Annotated in this window: 26 protein-coding genes; 3 read left to right on the top strand and 23 right to left on the bottom strand. The window is 42.1% G+C overall.

Annotated elements, in window-relative coordinates:
* Nucleotides 1-283 precede the first annotated feature (283 nt).
* A complete protein-coding gene (locus EV207_RS01345; RefSeq protein ID WP_132742838.1) occupies nucleotides 284-523 on the bottom strand; it encodes a YrzI family small protein in 240 nt (79 codons plus the stop codon).
* Nucleotides 524-692: 169 nt separating this feature from the next.
* The gene (locus tag EV207_RS01340) at nucleotides 693-1,481 is read right to left on the bottom strand and encodes an SDR family oxidoreductase (RefSeq protein WP_132742836.1); all 789 of its coding nucleotides are present in this window, start codon (nucleotides 1,479-1,481) and stop codon (nucleotides 693-695) included.
* An 88-nt stretch (nucleotides 1,482-1,569) separates the two neighbouring features.
* On the opposite strand from EV207_RS01340, the gene EV207_RS01335 reads away from it, so the two are divergent.
* Both EV207_RS01335 and EV207_RS01330 read left to right on the top strand, forming a co-directional pair.
* The gene (locus EV207_RS01335; RefSeq protein WP_132742834.1) at nucleotides 1,570-3,207 is read left to right on the top strand and encodes a hypothetical protein; all 1,638 of its coding nucleotides are present in this window, start codon (nucleotides 1,570-1,572) and stop codon (nucleotides 3,205-3,207) included.
* Nucleotides 3,204-3,896 (top strand): OmpA/MotB family protein, encoded by a 693-nt coding sequence (locus EV207_RS01330; RefSeq protein ID WP_132742832.1) that lies wholly within the window; start codon nucleotides 3,204-3,206, stop codon nucleotides 3,894-3,896. Before EV207_RS01335 ends, EV207_RS01330 begins: the two co-directional genes overlap by 4 nt.
* Nucleotides 3,897-4,259: 363 nt before the next feature.
* Here EV207_RS01330 and EV207_RS01325 read toward each other — a convergent pair whose 3' ends face one another.
* The 9 genes from EV207_RS01325 to EV207_RS01285 all read right to left on the bottom strand — a co-directional run bounded on the left by EV207_RS01325 (nucleotide 4,260) and on the right by EV207_RS01285 (nucleotide 11,166).
* A complete protein-coding gene (locus tag EV207_RS01325) occupies nucleotides 4,260-4,493 on the bottom strand; it encodes a YrhC family protein (RefSeq protein WP_132742830.1) in 234 nt (77 codons plus the stop codon).
* Between the two features lie 88 nt (nucleotides 4,494-4,581).
* A complete protein-coding gene (locus EV207_RS01320) occupies nucleotides 4,582-5,718 on the bottom strand; it encodes a bifunctional cystathionine gamma-lyase/homocysteine desulfhydrase (protein ID WP_132742828.1) in 1,137 nt (378 codons plus the stop codon).
* Nucleotides 5,719-6,642 carry a PLP-dependent cysteine synthase family protein gene (locus tag EV207_RS01315; RefSeq protein WP_132742826.1) on the bottom strand — a complete coding sequence of 308 codons (924 nt, stop codon included), beginning with the start codon at nucleotides 6,640-6,642 and terminating at the stop codon, nucleotides 5,719-5,721. It abuts the gene before it with no gap.
* A 6-nt stretch (nucleotides 6,643-6,648) separates the two neighbouring features.
* A complete protein-coding gene (locus tag EV207_RS01310; RefSeq protein ID WP_132742824.1) occupies nucleotides 6,649-7,116 on the bottom strand; it encodes an S-ribosylhomocysteine lyase in 468 nt (155 codons plus the stop codon).
* Complete coding sequence (mtnN, locus tag EV207_RS01305) at nucleotides 7,109-7,813, bottom strand: 5'-methylthioadenosine/S-adenosylhomocysteine nucleosidase (protein WP_132742822.1); 705 nt, start codon at nucleotides 7,811-7,813, stop codon at nucleotides 7,109-7,111. The genes EV207_RS01310 and mtnN overlap by 8 nt, the downstream gene beginning before the upstream one ends.
* Nucleotides 7,814-7,825: 12 nt before the next feature.
* On the bottom strand, nucleotides 7,826-8,464 hold the full coding sequence (locus EV207_RS01300) for a class I SAM-dependent DNA methyltransferase (protein ID WP_132742821.1): 639 nt from the start codon (nucleotides 8,462-8,464) through the stop codon (nucleotides 7,826-7,828).
* 186 nt (nucleotides 8,465-8,650) lie between these two features.
* Entirely contained in the window at nucleotides 8,651-9,724 is a 1,074-nt protein-coding gene (locus tag EV207_RS01295) for a HAMP domain-containing sensor histidine kinase (protein WP_132742819.1), read from the bottom strand.
* Entirely contained in the window at nucleotides 9,721-10,395 is a 675-nt protein-coding gene (locus EV207_RS01290; RefSeq protein WP_132742817.1) for a response regulator transcription factor, read from the bottom strand. Before EV207_RS01290 ends, EV207_RS01295 begins: the two co-directional genes overlap by 4 nt.
* Before the next feature lie 135 nt (nucleotides 10,396-10,530).
* Nucleotides 10,531-11,166, bottom strand: coding sequence for a YrrS family protein (locus EV207_RS01285; protein WP_132742815.1), 636 nt, complete (start codon nucleotides 11,164-11,166; stop codon nucleotides 10,531-10,533).
* 285 nt (nucleotides 11,167-11,451) lie between these two features.
* Here EV207_RS01285 and EV207_RS01280 point away from each other — a divergent pair, with 285 nt between their 5' ends.
* Entirely contained in the window at nucleotides 11,452-11,691 is a 240-nt protein-coding gene (locus EV207_RS01280) for a KTSC domain-containing protein (RefSeq protein ID WP_132742813.1), read from the top strand.
* Between the two features lie 106 nt (nucleotides 11,692-11,797).
* Here EV207_RS01280 and greA read toward each other — a convergent pair whose 3' ends face one another.
* The 12 genes from greA to EV207_RS01220 all read right to left on the bottom strand — a co-directional run bounded on the left by greA (nucleotide 11,798) and on the right by EV207_RS01220 (nucleotide 23,413).
* Nucleotides 11,798-12,271 carry a transcription elongation factor GreA gene (greA, locus tag EV207_RS01275; protein ID WP_132742811.1) on the bottom strand — a complete coding sequence of 158 codons (474 nt, stop codon included), beginning with the start codon at nucleotides 12,269-12,271 and terminating at the stop codon, nucleotides 11,798-11,800.
* Nucleotides 12,272-12,334: 63 nt separating this feature from the next.
* Nucleotides 12,335-12,991: a uridine kinase gene (udk, locus tag EV207_RS01270; protein ID WP_165886801.1), complete on the bottom strand. Its 657-nt coding sequence runs from the start codon at nucleotides 12,989-12,991 to the stop codon at nucleotides 12,335-12,337.
* On the bottom strand, nucleotides 12,988-13,647 hold the full coding sequence (locus tag EV207_RS01265) for an O-methyltransferase (protein WP_165886800.1): 660 nt from the start codon (nucleotides 13,645-13,647) through the stop codon (nucleotides 12,988-12,990). Before EV207_RS01265 ends, udk begins: the two co-directional genes overlap by 4 nt.
* A gap of 44 nt (nucleotides 13,648-13,691) precedes the next feature.
* Complete coding sequence (gene mltG, locus EV207_RS01260; protein ID WP_165886799.1) at nucleotides 13,692-14,828, bottom strand: endolytic transglycosylase MltG; 1,137 nt, start codon at nucleotides 14,826-14,828, stop codon at nucleotides 13,692-13,694.
* Nucleotides 14,829-14,974: 146 nt separating this feature from the next.
* A complete protein-coding gene (locus EV207_RS01255) occupies nucleotides 14,975-15,259 on the bottom strand; it encodes a DUF1292 domain-containing protein (protein ID WP_132742803.1) in 285 nt (94 codons plus the stop codon).
* 5 nt (nucleotides 15,260-15,264) lie between these two features.
* Nucleotides 15,265-15,690 (bottom strand): Holliday junction resolvase RuvX, encoded by a 426-nt coding sequence (ruvX, locus tag EV207_RS01250; protein WP_132742801.1) that lies wholly within the window; start codon nucleotides 15,688-15,690, stop codon nucleotides 15,265-15,267.
* Nucleotides 15,691-15,692: 2 nt separating this feature from the next.
* Nucleotides 15,693-15,956, bottom strand: coding sequence for an IreB family regulatory phosphoprotein (locus EV207_RS01245; protein WP_132742799.1), 264 nt, complete (start codon nucleotides 15,954-15,956; stop codon nucleotides 15,693-15,695).
* A gap of 17 nt (nucleotides 15,957-15,973) precedes the next feature.
* On the bottom strand, nucleotides 15,974-18,610 hold the full coding sequence (alaS, locus tag EV207_RS01240) for an alanine--tRNA ligase (RefSeq protein WP_132742797.1): 2,637 nt from the start codon (nucleotides 18,608-18,610) through the stop codon (nucleotides 15,974-15,976).
* Nucleotides 18,611-18,924: 314 nt separating this feature from the next.
* Entirely contained in the window at nucleotides 18,925-20,004 is a 1,080-nt protein-coding gene (locus EV207_RS01235) for an AI-2E family transporter (protein ID WP_132742795.1), read from the bottom strand.
* 79 nt (nucleotides 20,005-20,083) lie between these two features.
* Nucleotides 20,084-20,281, bottom strand: coding sequence for a hypothetical protein (locus tag EV207_RS01230; protein WP_132742793.1), 198 nt, complete (start codon nucleotides 20,279-20,281; stop codon nucleotides 20,084-20,086).
* Between the two features lie 81 nt (nucleotides 20,282-20,362).
* Nucleotides 20,363-22,726, bottom strand: a complete 2,364-nt coding sequence (recD2, locus tag EV207_RS01225) for an SF1B family DNA helicase RecD2 (RefSeq protein ID WP_132742791.1) — start codon at nucleotides 22,724-22,726, stop codon at nucleotides 20,363-20,365.
* Between the two features lie 18 nt (nucleotides 22,727-22,744).
* Complete coding sequence (locus tag EV207_RS01220) at nucleotides 22,745-23,413, bottom strand: tetratricopeptide repeat protein (RefSeq protein ID WP_132742789.1); 669 nt, start codon at nucleotides 23,411-23,413, stop codon at nucleotides 22,745-22,747.
* Nucleotides 23,414-23,479: the final 66 nt, after the last annotated feature.

Raw genomic sequence — 23,479 nt, 5'->3', positions numbered from 1 at the left:
ATAGCCTTTGCTCGAAAGCAAAGAATATCAGAAGGCATAAAAAAACCGCAGGCTATACTGGCCTGCGATGGCTGTGTCAGTTCATATCAATGTGATCAACTGCAGTGTAGCATCATCCGCGAGGCCGAGTGGTGATTAGAATATTTAATTGCTGTTGTGGTCTTGCTGTTATTTTTCATCATGACACTCGAGTCCTCCTTTTCTTTTTCAAGTACACTAATGATTATATATGGGATTTTTTTCTTTGTAAACCTCTTTTTTTACTCTTTCTAAAATTTAATTTCTATTGGAACGGGATATGTTGTGCATGCTTGCTAAGCAGATCCTCCCGAATTTTCTTGACACGCTTTTGATCATCATATTCTTCCATAGTCATCCTTTTTTTATTTAATGTAAGAGTGATCGTAAAGGCAAACAAATGAATATGAAGGATTCGTTTCCCGTCGCGTTCACTCACTTGTTGATTATACATTTGTGATTTGGACCTTAACTTCTTTTCATCTGAATAGGATAACACTTCCATATATCAGGCTCCCTTCTTAATGTCAATCTTTCGGCTTAATACAAAGCGCAAGATTATATATACGTGGGAAAAAGGGTTTCGTGCATCCATTTTTTAATGCATGAGAAGACCACCCCAATAGTATATGGAGCGGTCTGATCAATTAGACTATGAAAATAATAAGCAATACTTATATGCTGCGAATCAACCCTCCGTCTATTAAGAAAGCGTCGCCGGTCATATATGTACAAGCATCTGATGCCAGGAAAGTGACAACTTTCGCGAATTCTTCGGGCTGTCCATAACGTCCCAGCGGTATTTGTTGCTCCGATTCCTCTCGAATGTCCGCCAATGTTCGCCCAGTACGGTCAGCCTTGTCCTGATCCAAGTGTGTGACCCTGTCAGTGGCAATTCTTCCCGGTGCAACAGTATGAATCAGAATATTATCCGGTGCAAGCTCTTCTGCTAGGGTTTTTGCCATGCCTACAATGCCTAATCTAAATGTATTTGACAGGATTAAATTTGGAATCGGCTGTTTAATGGAAGAAGATGTAATATTAATGATGCGACCGCCGCCATTTTCCTTCATCGACGGCACGACCTCCCGAATCATACGGACATAGCTTAACAGATTTAATTCGAATGCATGCTGCCAATCCTGATCCGTCACCTCCGAAAAACCTCCGGCTGGCGGACCTCCAGCGTTATTCAGAAGAATATCGATTGAGCCGAATTGATGGATCGTTTCTTGAACAAGAGCCCTCAAGTCCTCTTCATTTTTGACATCGGCCCGGCAGAACGCAACCTTTCCTTGACCGTCCCTGCTAAGCTCATCTTGTACTGCCTTAAGCCTCTCTTCGCGTCTTGCGGCAATCATAACATTCGCACCTTCTTTAACAAGCTCCTTGGCTATCGCTTTGCCTAATCCCTGGCTTGAAGCCATCACTAACGCATTCTTTCCGGATAATCCGAGATCCATGTTCATCATCCTTTCAATTTTTATATTTTTTCTAATCAAGTCTTACAAGCTGTGACATATGTATTAGGGTATGGGGGTGTCGCACATCATGAGCATCACAACAATTGTTGTCGGTTTGATTGCTCTCTTTACTTTAATAGGCTTTATCAGCCATGTCCAAATCAGTGTTATCGTCAAAAAATGGCTGGAGGAAATTAATGCTTTATCACTTAGCGGTGACAGCCGCACAGTGCCGTCACAATGGCTGCATAACACCATTGAGGAATATAAAACGTATCATTTGGCAGGGACAGAAGTCAACACACAGGCATTGATTGAAAAGCATTTGTTAAAGGAAAGGATTTTAATTGCAGGTCTTATTAAAGCGCCCATCGGCAACTGTGCCAAGCTTTTGCAGCATCTTCCCGCATTCACCATTATTCTCGGTGTTATGGGGACATTTGTCGGGTTAACACTTTCCATGTTTTCAATGCAGGAAACCCTTTTGTCACTTGGAAATGCCTCATCTAGTAGTTCGCTTTCCATGGATAATATCCTTCAGGCGATCACAGCTCCCTTCAAAGGGATGAGCCTCGCTTTTATAACAAGTATTGCCGGAATTAGTGCCGCTCTGTTTTTGAATATATTGCACGCCGGGTTTCTCTCGGGTGGCCAATCGATCAGCTACTTAACAAACAAACTTTATACAGAATGCGAAGCTTGGCTTGACCATCAGCTGCAAATGAAATTAATGAGTGACAAACCGCAAGACTCGTTTGAAAAAATACTTGACCGGCTTGCTAACAAAGTCCATGAGAGCTTCCATGAAACGGTCGGCGATTTTGCTCACGATATGGTCAATTTCACCGAAAAGCTTGATGGCGCAATGAACGACGTTCAGGGAATTCTAAAATCCCAACGGCAATATAGTGATGCCTTTGCTGTCTCGACTGAAGAACTCAAATCTTTTGGTGAAAAGTTTGAGCAATCAACCAAACAATTCGATGAAACCAATCATGGTGTGGGAGCAAGTATAGAACGCCTAAAAGAAAATGTTGACCGTGTTTTTCAGCATCAGGAAAGGGAGCAGAAACGGATCGAACAATATTACAAACAAACTCAGAACTCTATCGAACAGTCAAACAAAAAAGCAGAGGAGGTTTCCAGGCAAACACAGGCTTTCATTGATCACGGAAATAAGAAAAATGAAGAGCTTGTCCGCCAAATGCAGGCCTATATAGATCAAGAAGATAAAAAGATTGAGGAGCTGTCGCGGCAGTTCTTGCGCGCAGCGGAGCAGCAAATGCAAGGCTTTCATGATAAATATGACAATGCTGAAGGCTTGCTGTCGCGCAAGCAGGAAGATTGGCTTTACCAACATCAAGATATGAATGGCCGTTATGCTAAGGCGTCAGATGACTTCGCAACATCCGTCGATCAGCTCGAGAAATCACTTTATAATATGTTTGAAAAAGTGAAAAGAGATATACTTGAGCAAATGAAATACCAAAATGACAGGCAAGCGTCGATGATGACCAATGAGGCAGGACGGCAGGATACGCGGGAGCTCATTCGCAGTGTGGAAACATTGTCCCATCGCATGGACCAATACCAATCAGATTATCAGCGCTATTTACAGGGCTATGAAAACGCTTTATACAAAATCGCTGCTCAGCTGGAACAAAGCAGTCAAACAACAGCCAGACTTTCATCACGGACCTTGCCATCAAGGGTGATTGACTCATGAGAAAACGCGGCCGCTTTCTCCAAGATTCTGAACTTGAAGAACATTACTGGCCTTCCTTCACCGATATGATGGCCATGGTTGTTCTCGTTTTTCTTTTTATAACTGTCATCGCATTTGTACAAAGCATCTATACAGCGTATGATCAAACACAAATCAAAAGTGAACTATCTAAAGTTACTAATGTTAAAAAGCATATATCCGATGTCATTAATCAAAAACTGCAAGATCAAGTTGGAAAAGATAAAATTACCCGGGGGCCAAATAATACAATATCTGTTGAAGGGGATGTTTTATTTAAAACAGCAAGTGCCGAAATCAGCGGCAAAGGCAAGCATGTGTTGAACAATGTTGCTGACGCGTTAGTTAATATTATTGATAATAAGGAACTTAGCCAATACATTTATATCATTCTTGTCGAAGGTCATACCGATTCGGTTCCATATGATAATTGGACATTGTCGGAGGATCGTGCCGTCAGCGTCATTAAATATTTGCAAAAGGCAAACCCCAAACTCCAGGAGGACCGTTACGCCAAATATTTGGCAGCGACCGGTTATTCGAAATATAAACCGATTGCAAAAGGTCACAGCGCTGAAGCCAAACAAAAGAATCGCCGCATCTCATTTCAAATTATCTTGGATGATAACAAATGGCAAAATAAAATAAAAGATATCATGGCACATAAATAAAAAAATCGGGCGAACGTACAAATTGCAATCAAAGCTTCACTCATTCATTATAGGACTCAGATGCCGCTATCTCTATAAAAAGACCCCCTTTTTTGAGGTGATAGGACCCAGGTTCCGTTATTTGCGAAAAATTAACTCAAATGGCCTCTTGAATGACCGAATAACTCCACACAGTCCGATATGTTCATAAAATATGGCATTTTGTCACAAATAGCTGAACAACAGTCCGATAAAAATCCTAACATCCACTTCACGGTGAGGTGCAGACGGCCTTTTTGCCAATTAACCCCAAAATCATCGACTTTTTTTAAAATTAACTCCAAACCGACATTAAAAAGCAGGTTCTGCTCGCGGAACCTGCTTTTAAAAACTATTAAGCTTTTTTTTGGCCTTACGCATTTGCTGGTAAAATACTAGTGCAATGATAATAGCACCAAGACTTGAAAACATAAGCACTTCACTTTTAAATATCGTTTTTCCATCAAATGGTACAAGCGTACCAATATATAAGAATGCTCCCAGGAACATAAAAATTAAACTAAAACGCTGGTTGTCTGTTATTTTTACTTGCAGATCTTTTTGCTTTTTTTCATCCATTCGTATCCCCTCCCATTTTACTGTAACATGAATGGACCGGTTATCTGACCGGTAATTGTTGTCAATGGGAAGGGCGGAAAGCCGCAAGTTATCTTTCCAAAGCCTGCTTTAGATCCGCAATGAGATCTTCGCTATCTTCAATGCCGACTGAGATGCGGATAAGGCCGTCGGCAATCCCGAGCTCGTCACGCCTATCCTTTGGAATTGAGGCATGGGTCATTTTCGCTGGAACCGAAATAAGGCTCTCTACAGCGCCTAGGCTTTCTGCAAGTGTGAAATATCTAACCTTCTTCAACAAGTGATCGGCGGCTTCACCACTTCCAACGTCAAATGAAATCATGCCGCCAAATCCGTCAGACTGATTTTTGGCGATATCATGACCCGGGTGTGATGGCAAGCCAGGATAGTAGACCTTTTCTACTTTGGGATGATCGCTGAGAAAACTGGCGACATCTTTGGCTCCCTTTTCTATCGCTTCCATTCGCAAGCCAAGCGTTTTAATTCCCCGAATCAATAACCAGGAATCCTGTGGTCCAAGAACACCGCCTGCGGAATTCTGAATAAAGTGGAGCTCTTCGGCTAATTTCTCCGAGTTAACAGCAACGAGTCCTGAGACAACATCACTATGGCCGCCGATATATTTTGTCGCGCTGTGGAGGACAATATCTGCGCCAAGGTCAAGCGGATGCTGCCAGTATGGCGTATTAAACGTATTGTCAACAACCAATAGGAGATTATGAACATTCGCTATTTCTTTCATTTTCCTTAAATCAGTAATTTTTAACAATGGATTCGTCGGTGTTTCGATATATATTGCACGGGTTTTGTCAGTAATGGCTTCTTTCACCTGATCAGGATCGCTCGTATTCACAAACGTTGATGTGATGCCGAGTCTACTCAGCACTTTGGTCATCACCCGATAGGTTCCCCCATATACATCATCAGTCATCACCACATGATCACCTGAATTGAACAGCATCATGATCGATGTGATTGCAGCCATACCTGAGCCAAATGCAAATCCGGAAACACCGTTCTCCAAATCCTTGATTAGTTCTTCTAAAGCGTGTCTTGTAGGGTTGCCGGTTCTGGAATATTCGTAGCCGCGATGCTCTCCGATGCCATCTTGTTTGTATGTGCTCGTTTGATAAATTGGAACAGATACTGCCCCTGTCTGTTCGTCACCGGTAATGCCGGCATGAATCATCTTCGTTCTTGGTTTCATCTATAACCCACCTTGATAAATTTTTTGGTTTAAATAACGATCACTTGAATCCGGGAAAATCGTGACAATATTTGTGTTCTTTTTGGCATTTTTCGCTTCAAGAAGGGCAGCATGCAGCACTGACCCTGAAGAGCTTCCAACAAGAAGCCCTTCTTTCTCGGCCAGCTCTTTAACGCGGCGGAAGGCATCATCATCAGAAATGGTCCAGATCGCATTAAAATAATCCGGTTTCATATAATCAGGCAGAAACTCCATCCCTATACCCTCCGTTTTATGCGGCGCAGATTTGCCTCCATTTAAAATAGATCCTTCGGGTTCAACAATGGCTGTCTTAACATCCGGCTTTTGATCTTTTAAATATTCGGCTGTCCCCATAAAGGTGCCGCCCGTCCCCGCGCCGGCAATAAATACATCGATTTCCCCGTCCATTTGACGCCAAATCTCAGGACCAAGCGTTTTATAATAAGTCCTCGGATTAGCAGGATTGGCGAACTGTTGCGGACAGTAAGAATTTGGCACTTCATTCAATAATGCTTTCGCCTTTTTGATTGCACCTTTCATCCCCTCTTCCGTCGGGGTGTTAACGACTTTGGCGCCAAGCGCTCTCATTATTTCCTGTTTTTCGACACTGAACTTTTCTGGAACACAGAATATCACATCGATATTACGGCCAACAGCCGCGAGTGCTAAGCCAATCCCGGTGTTTCCGGCTGTCGGTTCAATTAGTGTCCCGCCTTCAGTGATTTTCCCGCTGCTTAACGCACATTTTAGCAGTTCTTGACCAAGCCGATCTTTGATGCTTCCTCCCGGATTGAAAAACTCAAGCTTTGCAAACAAACGAACCCCCTCAGGAAGGGGGAATGCTGTGATTTCAACCACTGGTGTTTGGCCTACTAATTCATGGACATTTTTATAGACATTCATCAGCTGTTATTCTCCAAAAACCTGTGTCCACTCATCCTTGCTTTCGAGCATGCGTTTGGCGATTTTCTGTGCACCTTCAAGACTGTGGTTTGCTGCCCAGCCGCATTGCACTTCATTACAGGCTGGCACTTCGGTTGCATTCAAAACATCATTTAACGTTTTTTCAAGTGCATCCAAAACATCATCATAGCTGTCATTATTTAACAATGAAAAGTAGAAGCCTGTTTGACAGCCCATCGGTCCAATATCGACAACATTATCAATATGATTGCGGATATTTTCGGCCATAAGGTGCTCGATTGAATGCAAACCAGGCATATCCATGTGGTCTTTATTAGGCTGGCAAAAACGGACATCATATTTATAAATTTTATCACCGTGTGTCCCTTCAGTGACGCCAACAAGCCTGACATATGGCGCCTTAACTTTTGTATGGTCCAAGTTAAAGCTTTCAACATTCATTTTCTTAGGCATGAGCCTTCAACTCCTTTAACATTGATAAAATGTGACCCGCGGAATGTTTCGCTGCCGTTTCCAGAAATTGTTCAAATGATACCCCGGCATCCTTGCCGGCAATATCCGATAATGATCGGATGATGACAAACGGTGTGCCGAATTGATGACAGACTTGAGCGATGGCTCCCGCTTCCATCTCGGCTGCCTGCAAGACAGGGAATTTCGATTTTACAAAGGCGACCCGCTCAGAATCCGACATGAATGAATCACCGGTGGCGATCAAACCTTTAACAACTTTTGCGTCTAAATTGTTTTTAGCTGCCCTTTCGGCAATGTCTATGAGAAAGGGGTCAGGCTGAAAAAAAGCAGGCATTTGCGGCACCTGGCCGTATTCGTAGCCAAAGACGCACGCATCAACATCATGGTAACGGACCTCTGTTGATATCACAACATCGCCGACTGCAAGCGTTTGATCAAAGCCGCCGGCTGAGCCGGTATTAATGATGTAGTCCGGCTGGTATTCCCGTATTAATAGCGTTGTGCCAACCGCGGCATTGACTTTGCCGATCCCTGATTTTAATAATATGACATCATGGGAGAAAAGCCTGCCTGTATAGAAGTGACAGCCTGCTGCTTCTTTTTCTTCAAGGTTTTCTATTCGATTTCTTAGAATATCAACTTCTTCATCCATTGCTCCAATAAGGCCAATCTTCATATCATGCTCCTTTTATTCCTTTTTCGCACATATCAGCCAAACAAATCGGTTGAGCTGCTTAAACTCGGCGTGGAATTGATTTTTTTCAAATATTTTTTCCATCGTTTCCCTTAAAGGATAGTACTCTGCTTGCAGATCAGCTAACAGGTTATGGTGTCCCTTTTGTTCTGCCCAATCCAAAATCTCCTGTTTCGCTACCTTATCGTCGAACATGGTATCTGCAAATACTATTTTACCATCTGCAGGAAGCAGTTGGCTATATGCGCGAATGGCCGTCTCTTTTTCCCTGTCTGTCAAATGGTGAAAAGCATAAGAACTGACAATCGTATTTATTTCTTTTTTAAATGCCGGGTAGGTCAAAAAGTCGCCATCGCAGAGGTCCAAGTCAGGAAACTTTTCCTTTGCTTTATCCCTCATGCCCTTTGAAGGTTCTACACCGAAAACCTTATGTCCATTCAAGAGAAGCTTTTCCGTCAAATTACCGGTCCCTACACCAAATTCAAGGATAGTCCCTTTAGAGAAATTCGCTACAATCTGCAAAATACCATCGTAGTTATCGAACACCTCTTGATACTCAATGTCATTGCCGCTTACTGTTTCATCATATTTTTCAGCCCAAACATCAAATAAATCAATAAACTCTCTCCCCATAATTTATGATCAACTCCATTTTATAATGGCTATTTTTTATTCCTACTATTAAACTATGAATAGTTGGTTTTATGGTTACAAACTTAACACACCCTTGAAGGAATTGCAATAATTGAACATGTGAGGCTTAATAAATAACCCAGTGGTAAAATCAAAAGGGGAGGAAATTCGGGCCCTCCCCTTTAACTATTTCTCGCTTTCCACTCTCGTCAACTTCAAATGAACAGACATTCTTGTTCCCTTTCCCGGCTCACTATCTACCTGAATGATACCCTTATGCATACTGATAATTTTTTTGACAATGGACAGTCCTAATCCGCTGCCATTAACTGAGCGTGTCCGTGATTTGTCCGCTTTATAAAAACGTTCAAAAATATGAGCCAGATTTTCCTTTGATATGCCTATGCCTGTATCTGAAATTCGGACCACAGCCTCTTGATCATTTTTCTGTAATTCAACCTTGATCCGCGCGTCTTCAGGTGTGAATTTAATGCTGTTATTGATCAGGTTATTCCAAACCTGATTCATCAGCTCACGGTCGGCTATGATTTCTGTTTTGTCCAAGGAAATATCCATTTCAATCGACTTATCAGTCCATTGGGGTTCGAACGCTAGAACAATTTCCCGCAATTGATGGTCAAGCCTATATGGTACACGTTCGAATGGATGGTGCTCAGATTCGAGTGAAGTCAGCTTCAATAAATTATCACTGAGCTTCGATAACCTTCTGCTTTCCAATTCAATAATATCTGCATAATGCTTGCGCTCGCTTGGACTTAATTCATCATTCTGCAATATTTTCGCAAACCCGCTAATTGAGGTCAGCGGGGATTGAATTTCATGTGAGACGTTTGATACAAATTCCTGGCGCATCGTCTCCATTTGATTTAACTCGCTAGCCATGTGATTGATGTTCTCGGCAAGGTCACCAAAAGGATTCTTACCATTGTTTGAATCAATCTTAAGATTAACGTTAAAATCCCCACGGGCAATTTGCTGCATGGCATCCTTCAATGTTTGGAACATAAGAAATCTTTTTTGATTTAATCCGGTAAATTTAGAAATACAAATGGCGACACAGAAAAAAATAACAAACCCGAGCAGGGAGTTAATAAGTTCTTTGACAAAATCATTTGGCTCTACGCCGACTCCATTATAAATGGCGGAGGTGATGAAAAAGGCAATGGACCAACACACCACAATCAAAGCCGGAATATACGTGAATCCCAAAACATGGCGGACTTTAGACCCGATTTTCATGAACCCGCCTCCAACCGATATCCTAATCCCCGGACGGTTTTGATTGTGAACCCATGTGGTTCTCCGGAAAATCTTTGCCGCAAGCGTTTGATATGAACATCCACTGTCCGTTCATCACCCTCATAATCATATCCCCAAATATCTTCAATTAACTGTTCTCTAGAAAATGTTTTGCCTGGATAGCTTGCTAAAGTAAAAAGAAGGTCAAATTCTTTTAAGGGAAGTGTCAAATGCGTATCACCACAAGATGCTTCATGCGATTTACGATTCAGCGTAACGTTCCCTATATGGACAATTTGCAAAACGGAGATGCGGTAACGTTTAAGCAATGCTTTTACCCTGACCACAAGCTCCATTGGTTCAAAAGGCTTAACAAGGTAGTCGTCGGTCCCAAGCTCAAATCCTTTCAGCTTTTGTGCTGTTTCGCCTTTGGCCGTGAGCATGAGCAAAGGGAAATCATAGTATTCCCTAAGCTCACGGCAAAGCTCCCAGCCATCCATCTTAGGCATCATAATGTCAAGAATGGCCAAATCGACCTTATTGGACGCCAAACATTTAAGAGCATCTTCTCCGTCCTCTGCCTCGAAAATATCAAAACCCTCTTTCTGCAGGAACAGTCCAACGAGTTCACGGATATTAGGGTCATCATCCACAATCAATATTTTAGTCATGTTTGCCATTCCTTTACACTTAATAATTAAATACGCAATACTTTACATTGATCATACAATACATTTATGAACTCAATATGAACGCATTTAGATAGAAAAACAACCCCTTCTAAAAAGGGGTTGTTTGTTTGACTATTATGATGGTTTTTGTACGTTGTCAGCTTGCCATTGTCCGTCTTTGTAAACAAGATGGACAATGAATTTCTTATTCGGTGTATTCTTTGCGCTGACACGTCCCAATGAGCTGTTTGGTCCCCCGCCATTCCCTAACCAAAAGATTGTCATATTGCCAGATGGAATGCCTGTCGCCTCAGAAAGGGCGGCAACCTGAGCGTTCCAATCCGATGAACCTTTATCATATGAGGCACGGTGTTCACTATCAGGGACGTCTTCTTGGGTCTTAGAATCTTCCTCTTTATTGGCTTTATCGGCGTCTTCTTTATTAGCATTTTTATCCTTTTGATCAGCATTTGAATCATCTGCCGAAACATCCGAAGAACTATCATCATTACTTACATTCGATTGCTCGTCATTGGACTTTCCATTATTATCATCCGATGACCCATCATTACTTTTTTGATCCGCACTCGTTTGAGGATTGTGCTGTTCCTCATGTGAGTTATTTGTTGAAGCTGATTGATCGGTTGGTTTCAGCAAAGAGATTAATATAATACCGCCGATAACTAAAATCATAACCGACACAATGCCAATAGCCCAATTGAGGACCTTGTCAGCCTTCTTTTTATTTCTTGAAGAACGTGATGCTCCCATTAATCATGTCCTCCTTACCAGAGAATATATTCCATTGTAACATCTTTATATCATTCGTGGCTAAAATAATTATCATGTCCGCTAAAAAATATACAAATCAAATATTATTTTACATGTTGATTTTACTCGTTTGATACGATTCCTGTCAAATAAACACTAGTTTTGACACATTGCAGGAATAAACCTTGTCAAAGGCTAATAGAATGAATTAAGAGGTCAAGTTAAACTATATACGGAAGGGAGCGTTAGGGCAACCCCCATTATTAGATTCAATGCCCGTACACTATGAATTATGCTAAATTTGACAAAAAGATTTCCACGCTAGTAACTTTCGATACGATTGGCTATGACCGTGAAACGGAAAAGCTGCAAATTAAATTTTATGATGGCACATTGGAAACTTATGCAGATGTCCCTGAAGAAATTGTGTTTGCTTTTCTTTTATCCTTTGATAAAGAAGCCTTTTATAAAAGGAACATAAAAAGTCAAATGATGTTATATGGCACCGAGACACTTAATGTCTGACTCGTCTCGGTGTTTTATTTATTTCAAGATCGATAATATAAAGAAAACCCAAATATAAAGAAAACCCAGCTCATCGCCAAGTTTTCTCTATACTTTAAGTATGGATTTATTTCACTTCAACAATCTTAACCCGGATGTCTCCACCAGGTGTCGCTACGTTAACCTCTTCACCAACCGAAAGACCGATAAGGCTTTTTGCCATAGGGGAGTCATTCGAAATTTTACCTTCAAAAGGGTCGGATTCGGCACTCCCGACAATCATATACGTTTCTTCATCACCGTCTGGAAGCTCCTTGAAAGTAACGGATTTACCGATTTTAACAACATCAGTTGTTTCGTCATCCTCAATAATTTCAGCATTGCGGATCATTTGTTCAAGCTGCTGAATTCGTGATTCGACAAAAGCCTGCTCATCCTTAGCTGCATCATACTCGGAATTCTCAGATAGATCACCGAAGCTTCTTGCGATCTTAATCCGTTCCACTACTTCCTTTCTCTTCTCTGTTTTTAATTGATCTAATTCATGCTCTAGTTTTTCTTTACCTTCCGCTGTCATATAATGCTTTTTTTCTTCAGCCATGAGATCCACTCCCTTTACAATTACCAATATAAATATTTTTGTAATATCTGATCCATTCTTGCCTTAAGCTAAAGCTGCAGCATCCAGAACTGAGCGAATTTTGGTGACCATTAAGTCAATCGCTACTACATTTTGCCCGCCTTCTGGAATGATGATGTCAGCATAACGCTTAGTAGGTTCAACAAATTGAAGGTGCATTGGCCTTACTACAGTAATGTATTGATTAATAACAGATTCAACTGAACGCCCGCGCTCCTCCGTGTCTCTTAGCAGCCTGCGGATTATTCTTAAATCAGAGTCAGTATCGACAAAAACTTTAATATCCATAAGGTCGCGCAATCTTTTATCTTCAAGAATTAAAATACCTTCAAGAATAATGACATCTTTGGGCCGGACAGGAATAATTTTATCAGATCTTGTATGAACTGTATAGTCATATACCGGCTTTTCAATGGGTTCAAAGTCGAGGAGCCTTTGCAAATGGGCAATTAAGAGATCATGATCAAATGCTAGCGGGTGATCATAGTTCGTCAGCAGCCGTTCTTCCATTGTTTTATGATCCTGGGCTTTATAATATGCGTCCTGTTCTATGATCGTAATTGATTGGTTAGGAAAACTCCGATAAACTTCTTTTGCAACTGTTGTCTTTCCGGAGCCAGTCCCCCCGGCGACACCAATTATTATCGGTTTCTTGTTCATCTTTATAAAATCCTTTCTCATATATCTTTCTTTTCTCTCCTTGAACTGATCGCTAAACCATCCCCGACAGTCAAATAGACAGTATCAAACTGATCATTCTCACTTAGCCAATGGTTAAAATCGTTAACTTTATTGGCAAGCCGTTCCAACCGCTTACTTACGGCCGTCTCAGGTTCAGCAGCAAACCCGCGGAACAGGATATTATCAGTAATGATTAAGCCCTTTAATGTTAAAAGCGGTGCATACAATTCAAAAAAATGCTGGTACTGCCCCTTTGCGGCATCAATGAAAATTATGTCATATGGGCCTTGCTCAACTGTATCATGATGACGTTCCATGGCATCAGCATGAACAAGATGGACAGAATCTTGGACACCCATGGATAAGATATTTTTTTTAGCCTCATGAAACATGTCATCATCCCTTTCAACAGTGATGATTTTCGAACGTTTCCTGGATGCCAGCGCCATTTTAATGGCTGAAAATCCGACCGCTGTCCCGATCTCTAAAATCCTTTCTGGCTTTAGCCATTTAATCATGTGCTGAACGAGCGCCATTGCTTCCGGCTGCATGATGGGAATTCCGCGTTCCCTAGCCTCGGATTCAAGCCCCTTCAACTCTTTATTATCCTCATTTACAAAAGAGGCAACATAGCTTGCTGCCTTACTAAAGTCCATAGCACACCTCATTTTATAACGTTAAATAAAGGGAGATGCTAACGTCACTCCCCTTTATTTTTTATTTTATCCCATTCACTTCCATATTTCTTGACGACTGCCTGATGTTCCTTATATGTTTTTGAGAAAATAACCTCACCGTTTGGCCGAGCGAAGAAATATAAATAATTAGTAGAAACTGGATTTAAAGCTGCTTTAATTGCACTTTCACTTGGATTATCAATTGGTCCTACCGGAAGACCCTTATTTCGATAAGTGTTATAAGGAGATTTAATGTCTAAATCTTTATAATACGTATGGACCAAATGTTTTTGCTTCGCATACGAAATAGTCGGATCCGTTTGCAGGCGCATGCCTTTTTGTAATCGGTTATAGAATACACCTGAGATTTCTTTTCGATGCTTAGTTGTTGATGCTTCCTCTTCTAAAAGCGATGCCATTGTTAAAATTTTATGAACCGAGCCTAATTGGCTCTCCTGAATGTCTTGATCATATTTTTTGAGAATGGCCTGAGTCTTGTCAAGCATTTTCCTAATCATGTCATCTAAAGATGGGTTCTTCTTATAAAAGCTGTATGTTGCCGGAAACAAATATCCTTCCAAAGGATATTTAATCTCCTTGTTTAAAATCTCATCTTTTAAGAAAGGATACTCTTTCATATAGTGGTTCTCGATATACTTTCGGTCGCGCATCTTATTTAAAATATCTTTTTCATTAAGATCGGTTTGTTTTGCTATCCGGCGAGCAATGTCCTTCACCCAAAAGCCTTCAGGGATCGAGAGCACAACCGCTGCTTTTTGCTTACCACTTTGCATGGCCGAAACGATTTCACTGACCGTCATAGAGGGTGAAAGCAAATAAGTGCCCGCCTTTAAACCCGTTTCATTTTTGTACCTTGAGTAAAATTGAAAAACAAGACCGTTCCGAATGACTCCTTGGTCCTCTAGTATGTTCCCTATTGCTGCAGCTGATGCCCCCCTGGGGATGATAACAGTTATTTTCTTGTGGCTTGCTGCATTGACTGGCTGCAGGGCACGGTGAACATAGTAATATCCAGCTCCCGCCGCTGCCAGCACGAATATAATAAAGCATATTATAATACTTAAAAAAAGACGGCGGACGCGTTTTTTCCCTTTTGTCCGGTCTTGAATTGGCTTAAATCGATCATCAGAATCCGACACCAGTTGACACACCCCTTTCGACATTCCTCATCCATTATACACTAGAGGTTGACATGTCTGAAGAGGTATCAACATTTTTTGTAAATTAAAAAGCATGAACGCTAAAGTGCAAAAAGGAAGCCCCATAATAGGGACTCCACTCATGTTTATACATCATTTTCTGCTAAAAAAGTGTTGAACATTTCTTCAACCATATCCCATTCTTGATCAGTTTCAATTGGGTAAAGGCTGAATTCGCCATCTGAATCCTCAAACCTAAAGCCAAACACTTCTTCCATTTCCTCGTCATCATCAGTTTCCTCAGATTCCACAGGTTTTACTACCATGTAGGATTTATCAGTGTCGTCAACATCAAATGTGAAAAGAATGTCAAATAGGTGCTCCTCGCCATTCTCATCAGGAATGATAATACGCTCTTGTTCTTCAGTCATTACATTTACCCTCCAATTCCATTTCGATCAAGATAACTTTGAAGTATAATCACCGCTGCCATCTTGTCGATTACTTTCTTTCGTTTTTTTCTGCTGACATCTGCTGTAATCAACATCTTTTCCGCGGCCATAGTTGTCAACCGTTCATCCCAAAGGTCAACGGGAAGGTCATACTTTTTGTTTATTTTGTTTGCAAAAGCGGTGCTCGCCTTTCCGCGTTCACCCACATCCCCGTTCATATGTTTCGGAAGGCCAACCACGACCTTGTGGATGTCATATTCCTCTATCAATTCAGATAAGCGTTCAAAGATAAGGTGTTGTGTGTGTTCCTGATAGTTGATGGTTTCAATCCCCTGGGCGGTTAACCCCAGTGCATCACTGATCGCCACCCCTACAGTCTTGGTTCCGTAATCCAATGCCATAATTCTCATGCTTACTCTCCATGTCTGTTCAAATATGAAGTTACCAATTCCTCAATAATCTCATCCCGTTCAATACGGCGGATTAAATTTCTTGCATCTTGATGGCGGGGAATATACGCCGGGTCACCTGATAATAAATAACCCACAATTTGGTTAATGGGATTATACCCTTTGTCTTGCAAGGCACTGTAGACCTTAAATAAAACTTCCCTTGCATCACTCTTGTCGGGTTCTTCATTAAAATTAAATTTCATTGTCTTGTCCATATTGAGCATCCCCCTCATCACAATATCTACACTAAGCTTTTAATCCAATTCGGTACGACGGCAAGTGCATCATCAACTTGTGCTGGATTTTTTCCGCCGGCTTGGGCCATATCCGGCCTGCCTCCGCCACCGCCTCCACAAGCTGCGGCAACTTCTTTGATAAGTTTACCAGCATGGTAGCCTTCAGATATAAGATCTTTTGTCACACCGCCTGCAAGGTTCACCTTTCCATCATTCACCGCTGCCAAAACAATAATACCTGATTTCAGCTCATTTTTTAGTTGATCGACCATTGAGCGCAAATGATTCATGTCAGATACATTGACCCTTTTCGCAATAAATTTAACACCATTTTCTTCTTGCACGGTCTGTATAAGATCATTTGCCTCTGCATTACCTAATTTCGCTGTTAAGGAGGCATTATCCTTTTCCAAATCCTTAATTTGTTTTTGCAGGGCATCAATTCGTGCCGGAACCTGATCCACGTTTGTTTTGAGCTGATGGGCAACGGTCTGAAGCTCAAAGGCGAATTGATTAAGCCGCTCATATGCCGCCTGTCCTGTGACAGCCTCGATCCTGCGTGTACCTGCACCAATGCCTGCTTCAGATACAATTTTGAACAAACCAATCTCAGCAGTGTTGTTTACATGGCAGCCGCCGCATAGCTCAAGACTGTAATCAGCTATTTTTACAACACGAACGACGTCACCATATTTCTCCCCAAATAGTGCCATCGCCCCCATAGCCTTTGCTTCAGCTATAGGCTTTTGCATCGTTTCGACAGCAAGCTGTTCCCATATCCTTTCATTGACACTTCTCTCAATCTCTTTCAGTTCATCTTCAATCACCTGTCCGAAATGGGAAAAGTCAAATCTTAGCCGCTCCGGGGTAACAAGTGAGCCGGCTTGGTTAACATGACTGCCTAGTGTATCTTTTAAAGCCTGATGAAGCAGGTGGGTTGCCGTGTGATTTTTCTCCGTTGCCCGGCGCATTCCGCTATTCACCTCAGCTGCTAACCTGTCCCCGGATTTCACTTTACCCTTTGTGATCATTACTGAATGCAGGTTTTGACCATTAGGTGCCTTCTGAACATCTTTAACAGTAAGTGCTGTTGATTCATTTTCCAGTACGCCATGATCCGCGATTTGTCCGCCGCTTTCCGCATAGAAAGGCGTCTGATCTAATATGACTTGTACTTCCTCACCAGCTGAAGCAAAATCAACAATATCATGACCCTTAATAATCACTTTAATATGGGACGGGAAATCATTCTTGCTGTAACCAATGAATTCACTTGGAACAGTTATTTCTCTTAACGTCTCATTTTGAACCTGCATGGAATCCGTTGTTTGCCGGGCTGATCTAGCCCGTTTCCTTTGTGCATCTAATGCCTTTTCGAAACCTTCATGGTCAATGTTGAGCCCTTCATGTTGGGCATATTCTTCCGTTAATTCGACAGGAAAACCAAAGGTGTCATAGAGTTTGAACACGTCCTCACCTGATATCGTTTGACGATTGTTCGCTTTTTCCTTGGCAATCACATCTTTAAGAATTACGAGCCCCTCATGAATCGTTTCGTGGAAGCGTTCCTCTTCGCCTCGAATGACCTTTTGGATAAATGCTGATTTTTCCACAACTTCACCATAAAAGTCCTTCATAATATCAGCCACAACAGGAACAAGCTCATACATGAACGGTTTATTAATGCCGAGTTCCATAGCAAATCGGACTGCACGCCTGATTAAGCGGCGAAGGACATAGCCTCGTCCTTCATTCGAAGGCAACGCCCCGTCAGACACGGCGAAGGAAACGCTTCGCACATGGTCAGCAATGACTTTAAAAGCCGTATCTTTCTCTTTTTGGACGCCGTATTTAACACCTGATATTTGTTCAATCTTGTTAATGATCGGCAAAAACAAATCCGTATCAAAATTGGTCTTGGCATCTTGAATGACTGACACGACACGTTCAAGCCCCATGCCTGTATCGATGTTTTTCTTAGGGAGCGGCGTATAGCTGCCATCGGGATTATGGTTATATTGCGAGAAAACCAGATTCCAAATTTCCAGATGCCGCTCATTCTCCCCGCCTGGGAACAGCTCGGGATCATTCGGATCATTGCCGAAAGCTTCGCCTCTATCATAGAAAATTTCCGTGTTTGGCCCGCTGGGACCTTCACCGATGTCCCAAAAGTTTTCTTCAAGACGAATGATTTTATCTTCTGGCAATCCGACTTTATCATGCCAAATGGCATAAGCCTCATCATCTTCCGGATGAATCGTCACGGCAAGCTTTTCCTGATCAAACCCAATCCATTCGGGGCTAGTCAAAAACTCCCAAGCCCAGATAATGGCCTCTTCTTTGAAATAATCACCTATCGAAAAATTGCCTAGCATTTCGAAGAATGTATGGTGCCTTGCTGTATAGCCAACATTCTCAATATCATTTGTACGAATCGCCTTTTGGGCGTTGACAATGCGGGGATTCTCAGGGACGACACGTCCATCAAAATATTTTTTTAATGTTGCAACGCCGCTGTTGATCCATAACAGTGATGGATCTTCGACTGGAACGAGCGATGCGCTTGGTTCAACCCTATGCCCTTTCTCTTTAAAGAAATCAAGAAACATTTGTCTCACATCTGCAGACATCAGCTTTTTCATAGAATAACCTCCCGAAATTTTTTTAGACACCAAAAAGCCCCCATCCCTAATACAGGGACGAGAGCCTTTAAAAACCCGCGCGGTACCACCCCGGTTGCAGACTTAAATAGATCTGCCGCCTCGAGAGACGTTAACGGGTCAAACCGGCAAGGATTAGTTGCTCTTAAGAGTAGCGTTCCGCCGGCCATCATTCAGAATTCTTTCAGCGCATGAATTCCTCTCTGTCAATGGGCTCTTTGGCGAAAGGGCTCTTTCATCGATTTCATGTTCATATAGGTGCCTTTCGGCTATTTTTTCCACTAACTATGAAGACATTATAGATGAGAATCGTTTGGTTTGTCAATTTTATTATGCTGCCTGCGAAAATATTTAATCACCACACGGATAATCACAAAAACCGGCACAGCAAATAACATACCGATAACCCCTGCGATTTCCCCGCCGATCAAAAGCGACAGCATGATATAGACGGGATGGACATCCACACTTTTTCCAACGACTAGAGGACCAATGACATTTCCTTCAAGCAGTTGCAAGACACCGATCAAAATGAGAACAAAAACAACTGTCTTTAGGGAGATAGTCGCCGCCATAAAGATAACAGGTATGGCGCCAATCAGCGGCCCAAAATAAGGGATAATATCCGTAATGCCGATAAATATGCTTAGCAACATAGGGTAAGGGACCTTCAAGAGCCATAACCCTAAAAAAGCGATGACAGCCAGAATGAGACAAACATACAGCTGTCCTCTTATATATTTTCCGAGCGAATCATCAATGTTATGAAGAAGCTCTCTTCCTGGATGCCGCCATTTCCTTGGTGTCATGGCCGAAACACCTTTTTTTACGCCATCAAAGTCTTTTAAAAAATAAAAGGCTAAAAAGGGAATGATAATTAATGTAAAAAATGATTGGAACACCCATGTGACAGCCCCGATAATCTTTTTGACGAAGCGATTGACACTTATTTCACCTTTTTTCAACACGCCGTTAAAGTGATCGTGTACGGCTTCAGGTGTTGATTGATAAAAATCATTCAAGTGATCGTGGTAAATCGCTGTATATTCAGGGATCTGCTTATCAAAGCTTTTAAGCTGATGGATGACAGCTGGAGCACCTTTAAATAGCCCGTAGCCTGTTACACCGAAGAATATAAGATAAAGTAAAATAATCGCGAGTGATCTTGGAATACCTTTTTTATGACATTTTTCGACGATAGGATGAAACAGGTAAGCGATCAGAGCGGCAATCACAAAAGGAAATAATATTGCGGCCAAAAAATGAAAGATAATGCCTAGAAACGGGATGAGTTTATAAAGGAGATAGCCGTTCAGGAAAATGAGCAATAATATGGTTAACCGTTTGATCCATTCGATCGCTGACCATTTTGTCATGACAAAAATCCCTCCAGCTATTAGTGTGACCCATTTTCTCACACAATATCACGGGAGAGATTCTGAAAAATATCTATCTTTAAAAGCCGTTCGATTCGGCACGAAGCTGGTCTTCTTGGAACAGATCATCGAGTTCAGTCAGACTGCCATCTTCCTCTACTTGGTTCAAAGACAGCTTTCCATCCACGAGCGTCAGTTCTATGAAGCAACCCCAGCAATAATATTGATTGACACCAATTTTGCCTAAGTTTTTATCCGCACAGTTCGGACATTTCACATGCGTTCACCTCTATTGCAGGACTTTTATAAAAAAATTATGTTACTAGCATGATTGTCCGTAAAAATAAATTTTATACTATTAAAACGTTTTGTATGGCTCGTCCTCTGCAGCCGGAATTTCAGTAACAATCTCCTCACCCTCGGGAAAAGGAATAGACTCAGATGCGCTGCCTAACCTTTCTTTCAGTTTTCCGGCGAGCTTTGAGTGCCGTCTGTCAACATCACTCCGATCCACCGCATATTCGAATGCCCTTTGGTCACCGCATAAAATCAAATATTCTTTGCTTCGGGTCACAGCCGTATAAATAAGATTTCGCCGGAGCATCCGGTGATAGCCTTTGACAACCGGCAGGACAACGATCGGAAATTCACTTCCCTGTGACTTATGAATAGAACAGCAATAAGCGAGGGTGATCTGAGTCAAGTCCCTTTTGAGATAACTCACTTCTATGCCATCAAATGAAACGACAACCGTTTCCTCTTTATCCGTTGTTTCCTTGGCAGTAAAAATCGCCACAATTTCACCTATATCGCCATTAAACACTTGCTGATCGGGATTATTAACCAGCTGAAGGACTTTATCACCGATGCGGTACAATTTATCCCCAAATGTGAGCTCCCGCTTTTGTTCTGAAGGCGGGTTGAATAATGCCTGAAGAGCTGTATTGATCGCTTCTATTCCGGCACTGCCTCTGTACATGGGTGCTAGCACCTGAATATCTTTTGGCGAAAAGCCTTTTTGATGGGCATTTTTGCAAACCTGACAAATCGCATCGACAATTTGATTCTGATGACAGCCAAAGAAGCGGCGGTCATCCTTTGGCTGAAGCAAATCATCAGGCAAACCTCCGCCTTTAATGGCGTGGGCGAGATCAATAATGGAAGACCCTTCTGATTGACGATAAATGTCGTTGAGACGGACTGTAGGCATCATTTCCGAATGAAGAAAATCCCGTAAAATTTGCCCTGGACCAACCGATGGCAGCTGGTCTTCATCACCGACAATAACAACCTGGATATCAGGGGGCAAAGATTTAAATAGCTGGTTGGCAAGCCAAATATCGACCATCGACATTTCATCAATAATGAGCAACCGGCCTTTAATCGGGTTTTCGTCATCATGATCATAGCCCGATCCCCCCTTCCATCCCAGTAATCTATGGATCGTAACAGCTGGCAGCCCAGTCGATTCACTCATCCGTTTGGCTGCACGCCCTGTCGGTGCGACGAGCAACACCGGGAAAGGGTTATCCTCATCATAGTCCTTGGTATTCAATGACACCCCATGAAGTTCAGCATACACATCAACAATGCCTTTGATGACCGTTGTTTTGCCGGTCCCCGGTCCCCCGGTCAAGAGCATGACAGGGGACTCAATCGCCTGCTTGATCGCCTCTTTTTGCGATGGAGCATATTGCATCTCAAGCCGTTCCTCAAGCTCTCCTAGCGCGGTTAAAAACTCCGTTTCTGAAAATTCATCCCTAAAAGCTGTTTGTTCCGTAATCTTTTTGATGCTCGTTACAATACCTTTTTCGGCAAAATATAATGATGGCAAATAGACATCCTTATCTTCTAACACGAGCTTTCCGTCTTCTTCAAGAACATCGATTTCTCTGGCGACATCAGTATCTGTCACCGGTTCATTCGGTGTTGATAATAGTTTTTGCGCTTGCTTAATCAATTCATCATAAGGCATGAAGACATTGCCGTCATCGAGCGCCCGTTCGTTCAACCAGAACAGACAGCCTGCTTGGATCCGATCAGGGTGGTTCCCTGACATACCCAATGCTTTGCCAAGCTCATCCGCCCGCTGAAAACCAATCCCTTCAATATCCTGTACGAGCTGATAGGGATTATCTCTGATCATATCCAGAGTCAAATGTCCATATGCTTGATAAATTTTCATTGATAGCTGAGGACCAAAACCATAGTCAGACAAAGCGATCATTATTTTTTCCAGCCCCTGATGTTCGATGAGAATCTCATACAACAGCTTGGCTTTTTCTTCCGTGAGTTTTGATACATCGTCAAGACAAGCCGGGTCATCCAGGATTTTAGAAATGGCGTCTTCACCAAGTGTGTCCATTATATTTTCCGCTGTTTTTTCCCCAATACCCGGAAAGAGATCCCCAGATAAATATTGAACCATCCCGGCTTTTGATTGCGGCAGCAGCTTTCGGTATTGGTCGACTTCATATTGCTTGCCGTATTTGGGATGAACTTTTATTTTCCCCCTAAAATGATACGCTTCATGTAAGTGAATCATGGGGAAAAAGCCGATAACGACAATTTCTTTTTCTTCAACTTGCTCATTCGTTTCCTCTATTTTCACCTGCATGACTGTATAGGCATTATCATTATTCTGAAAGATAATCCGGTGTGGTGTGCCTTTAATATACTTTTGCTCCTCTGAAAAAAGGTCGAATGAAGATTGGTCGGCCATAACCTTGTTCCCTCGCTTTTAGTTCTGTTCATTTTCTCGCTGATCAATTTGTTGAATACCGTTCGCCGCTAGGAGATGATCCTTCTGAATGGATAAAGCCTTATGGAAGTAAGCTCGTGCTTTATCATCGTGATCACGGTATAAAGCTGCCACACCCAGGTTATAAAATGCGTCCGCATGTTTTGGATCCTTATCCGCCACATGCTGAAACTGGCTTTCGGCCATATCAACCTGACCAATACGGGCAAGACAAAGGCCATATTGAAAGCGGGCAGCAATATCTTCCCCGTTCAATTCAACAGCTCTTTGAAAAGCGGCTAAAGCACCAGTAGTTTTGTCTAGATGGGTTAAGGACATACCGGTCATATAAAACACATCATCATCATTTAAGCCCAAGTCTACCGCACGTTGAAATTGTCCTAAGGCATCTTGATAACGTCCAAGTTCATACAATGCATTCCCAAATCCGAATGCTGCGGATGCATGGTTGTCATCGAGCTCAACTGCTTTTTCATAAAAAGGGATTGCCCGCTCAGGTTGTTTAACAGCGATTAACAAATTACCAAAGTTTGTATAACCAACAGGGTCGGACGGATCACCCTCTATCGCATCATTAAAGGATTTTGCCGCTTCTTCATAACGGCGATGCTTCATATGTTCAAGACCTTGCTCAATCAATTCTTGCATCTAACCCACTCCCACGCTTCCGTACATAAGTTCCAATTATAGTATATCAAAAATAACATCTTTTTT

Source organism: Scopulibacillus darangshiensis (genome assembly GCF_004341035.1).
GTDB classification, from domain to species: Bacteria; Bacillota; Bacilli; order Bacillales; family Sporolactobacillaceae; genus Scopulibacillus; species Scopulibacillus darangshiensis.
Note: the sequence above shows the minus strand (reverse complement) of the source record. Positions and strands in the feature narration are given on the sequence as shown.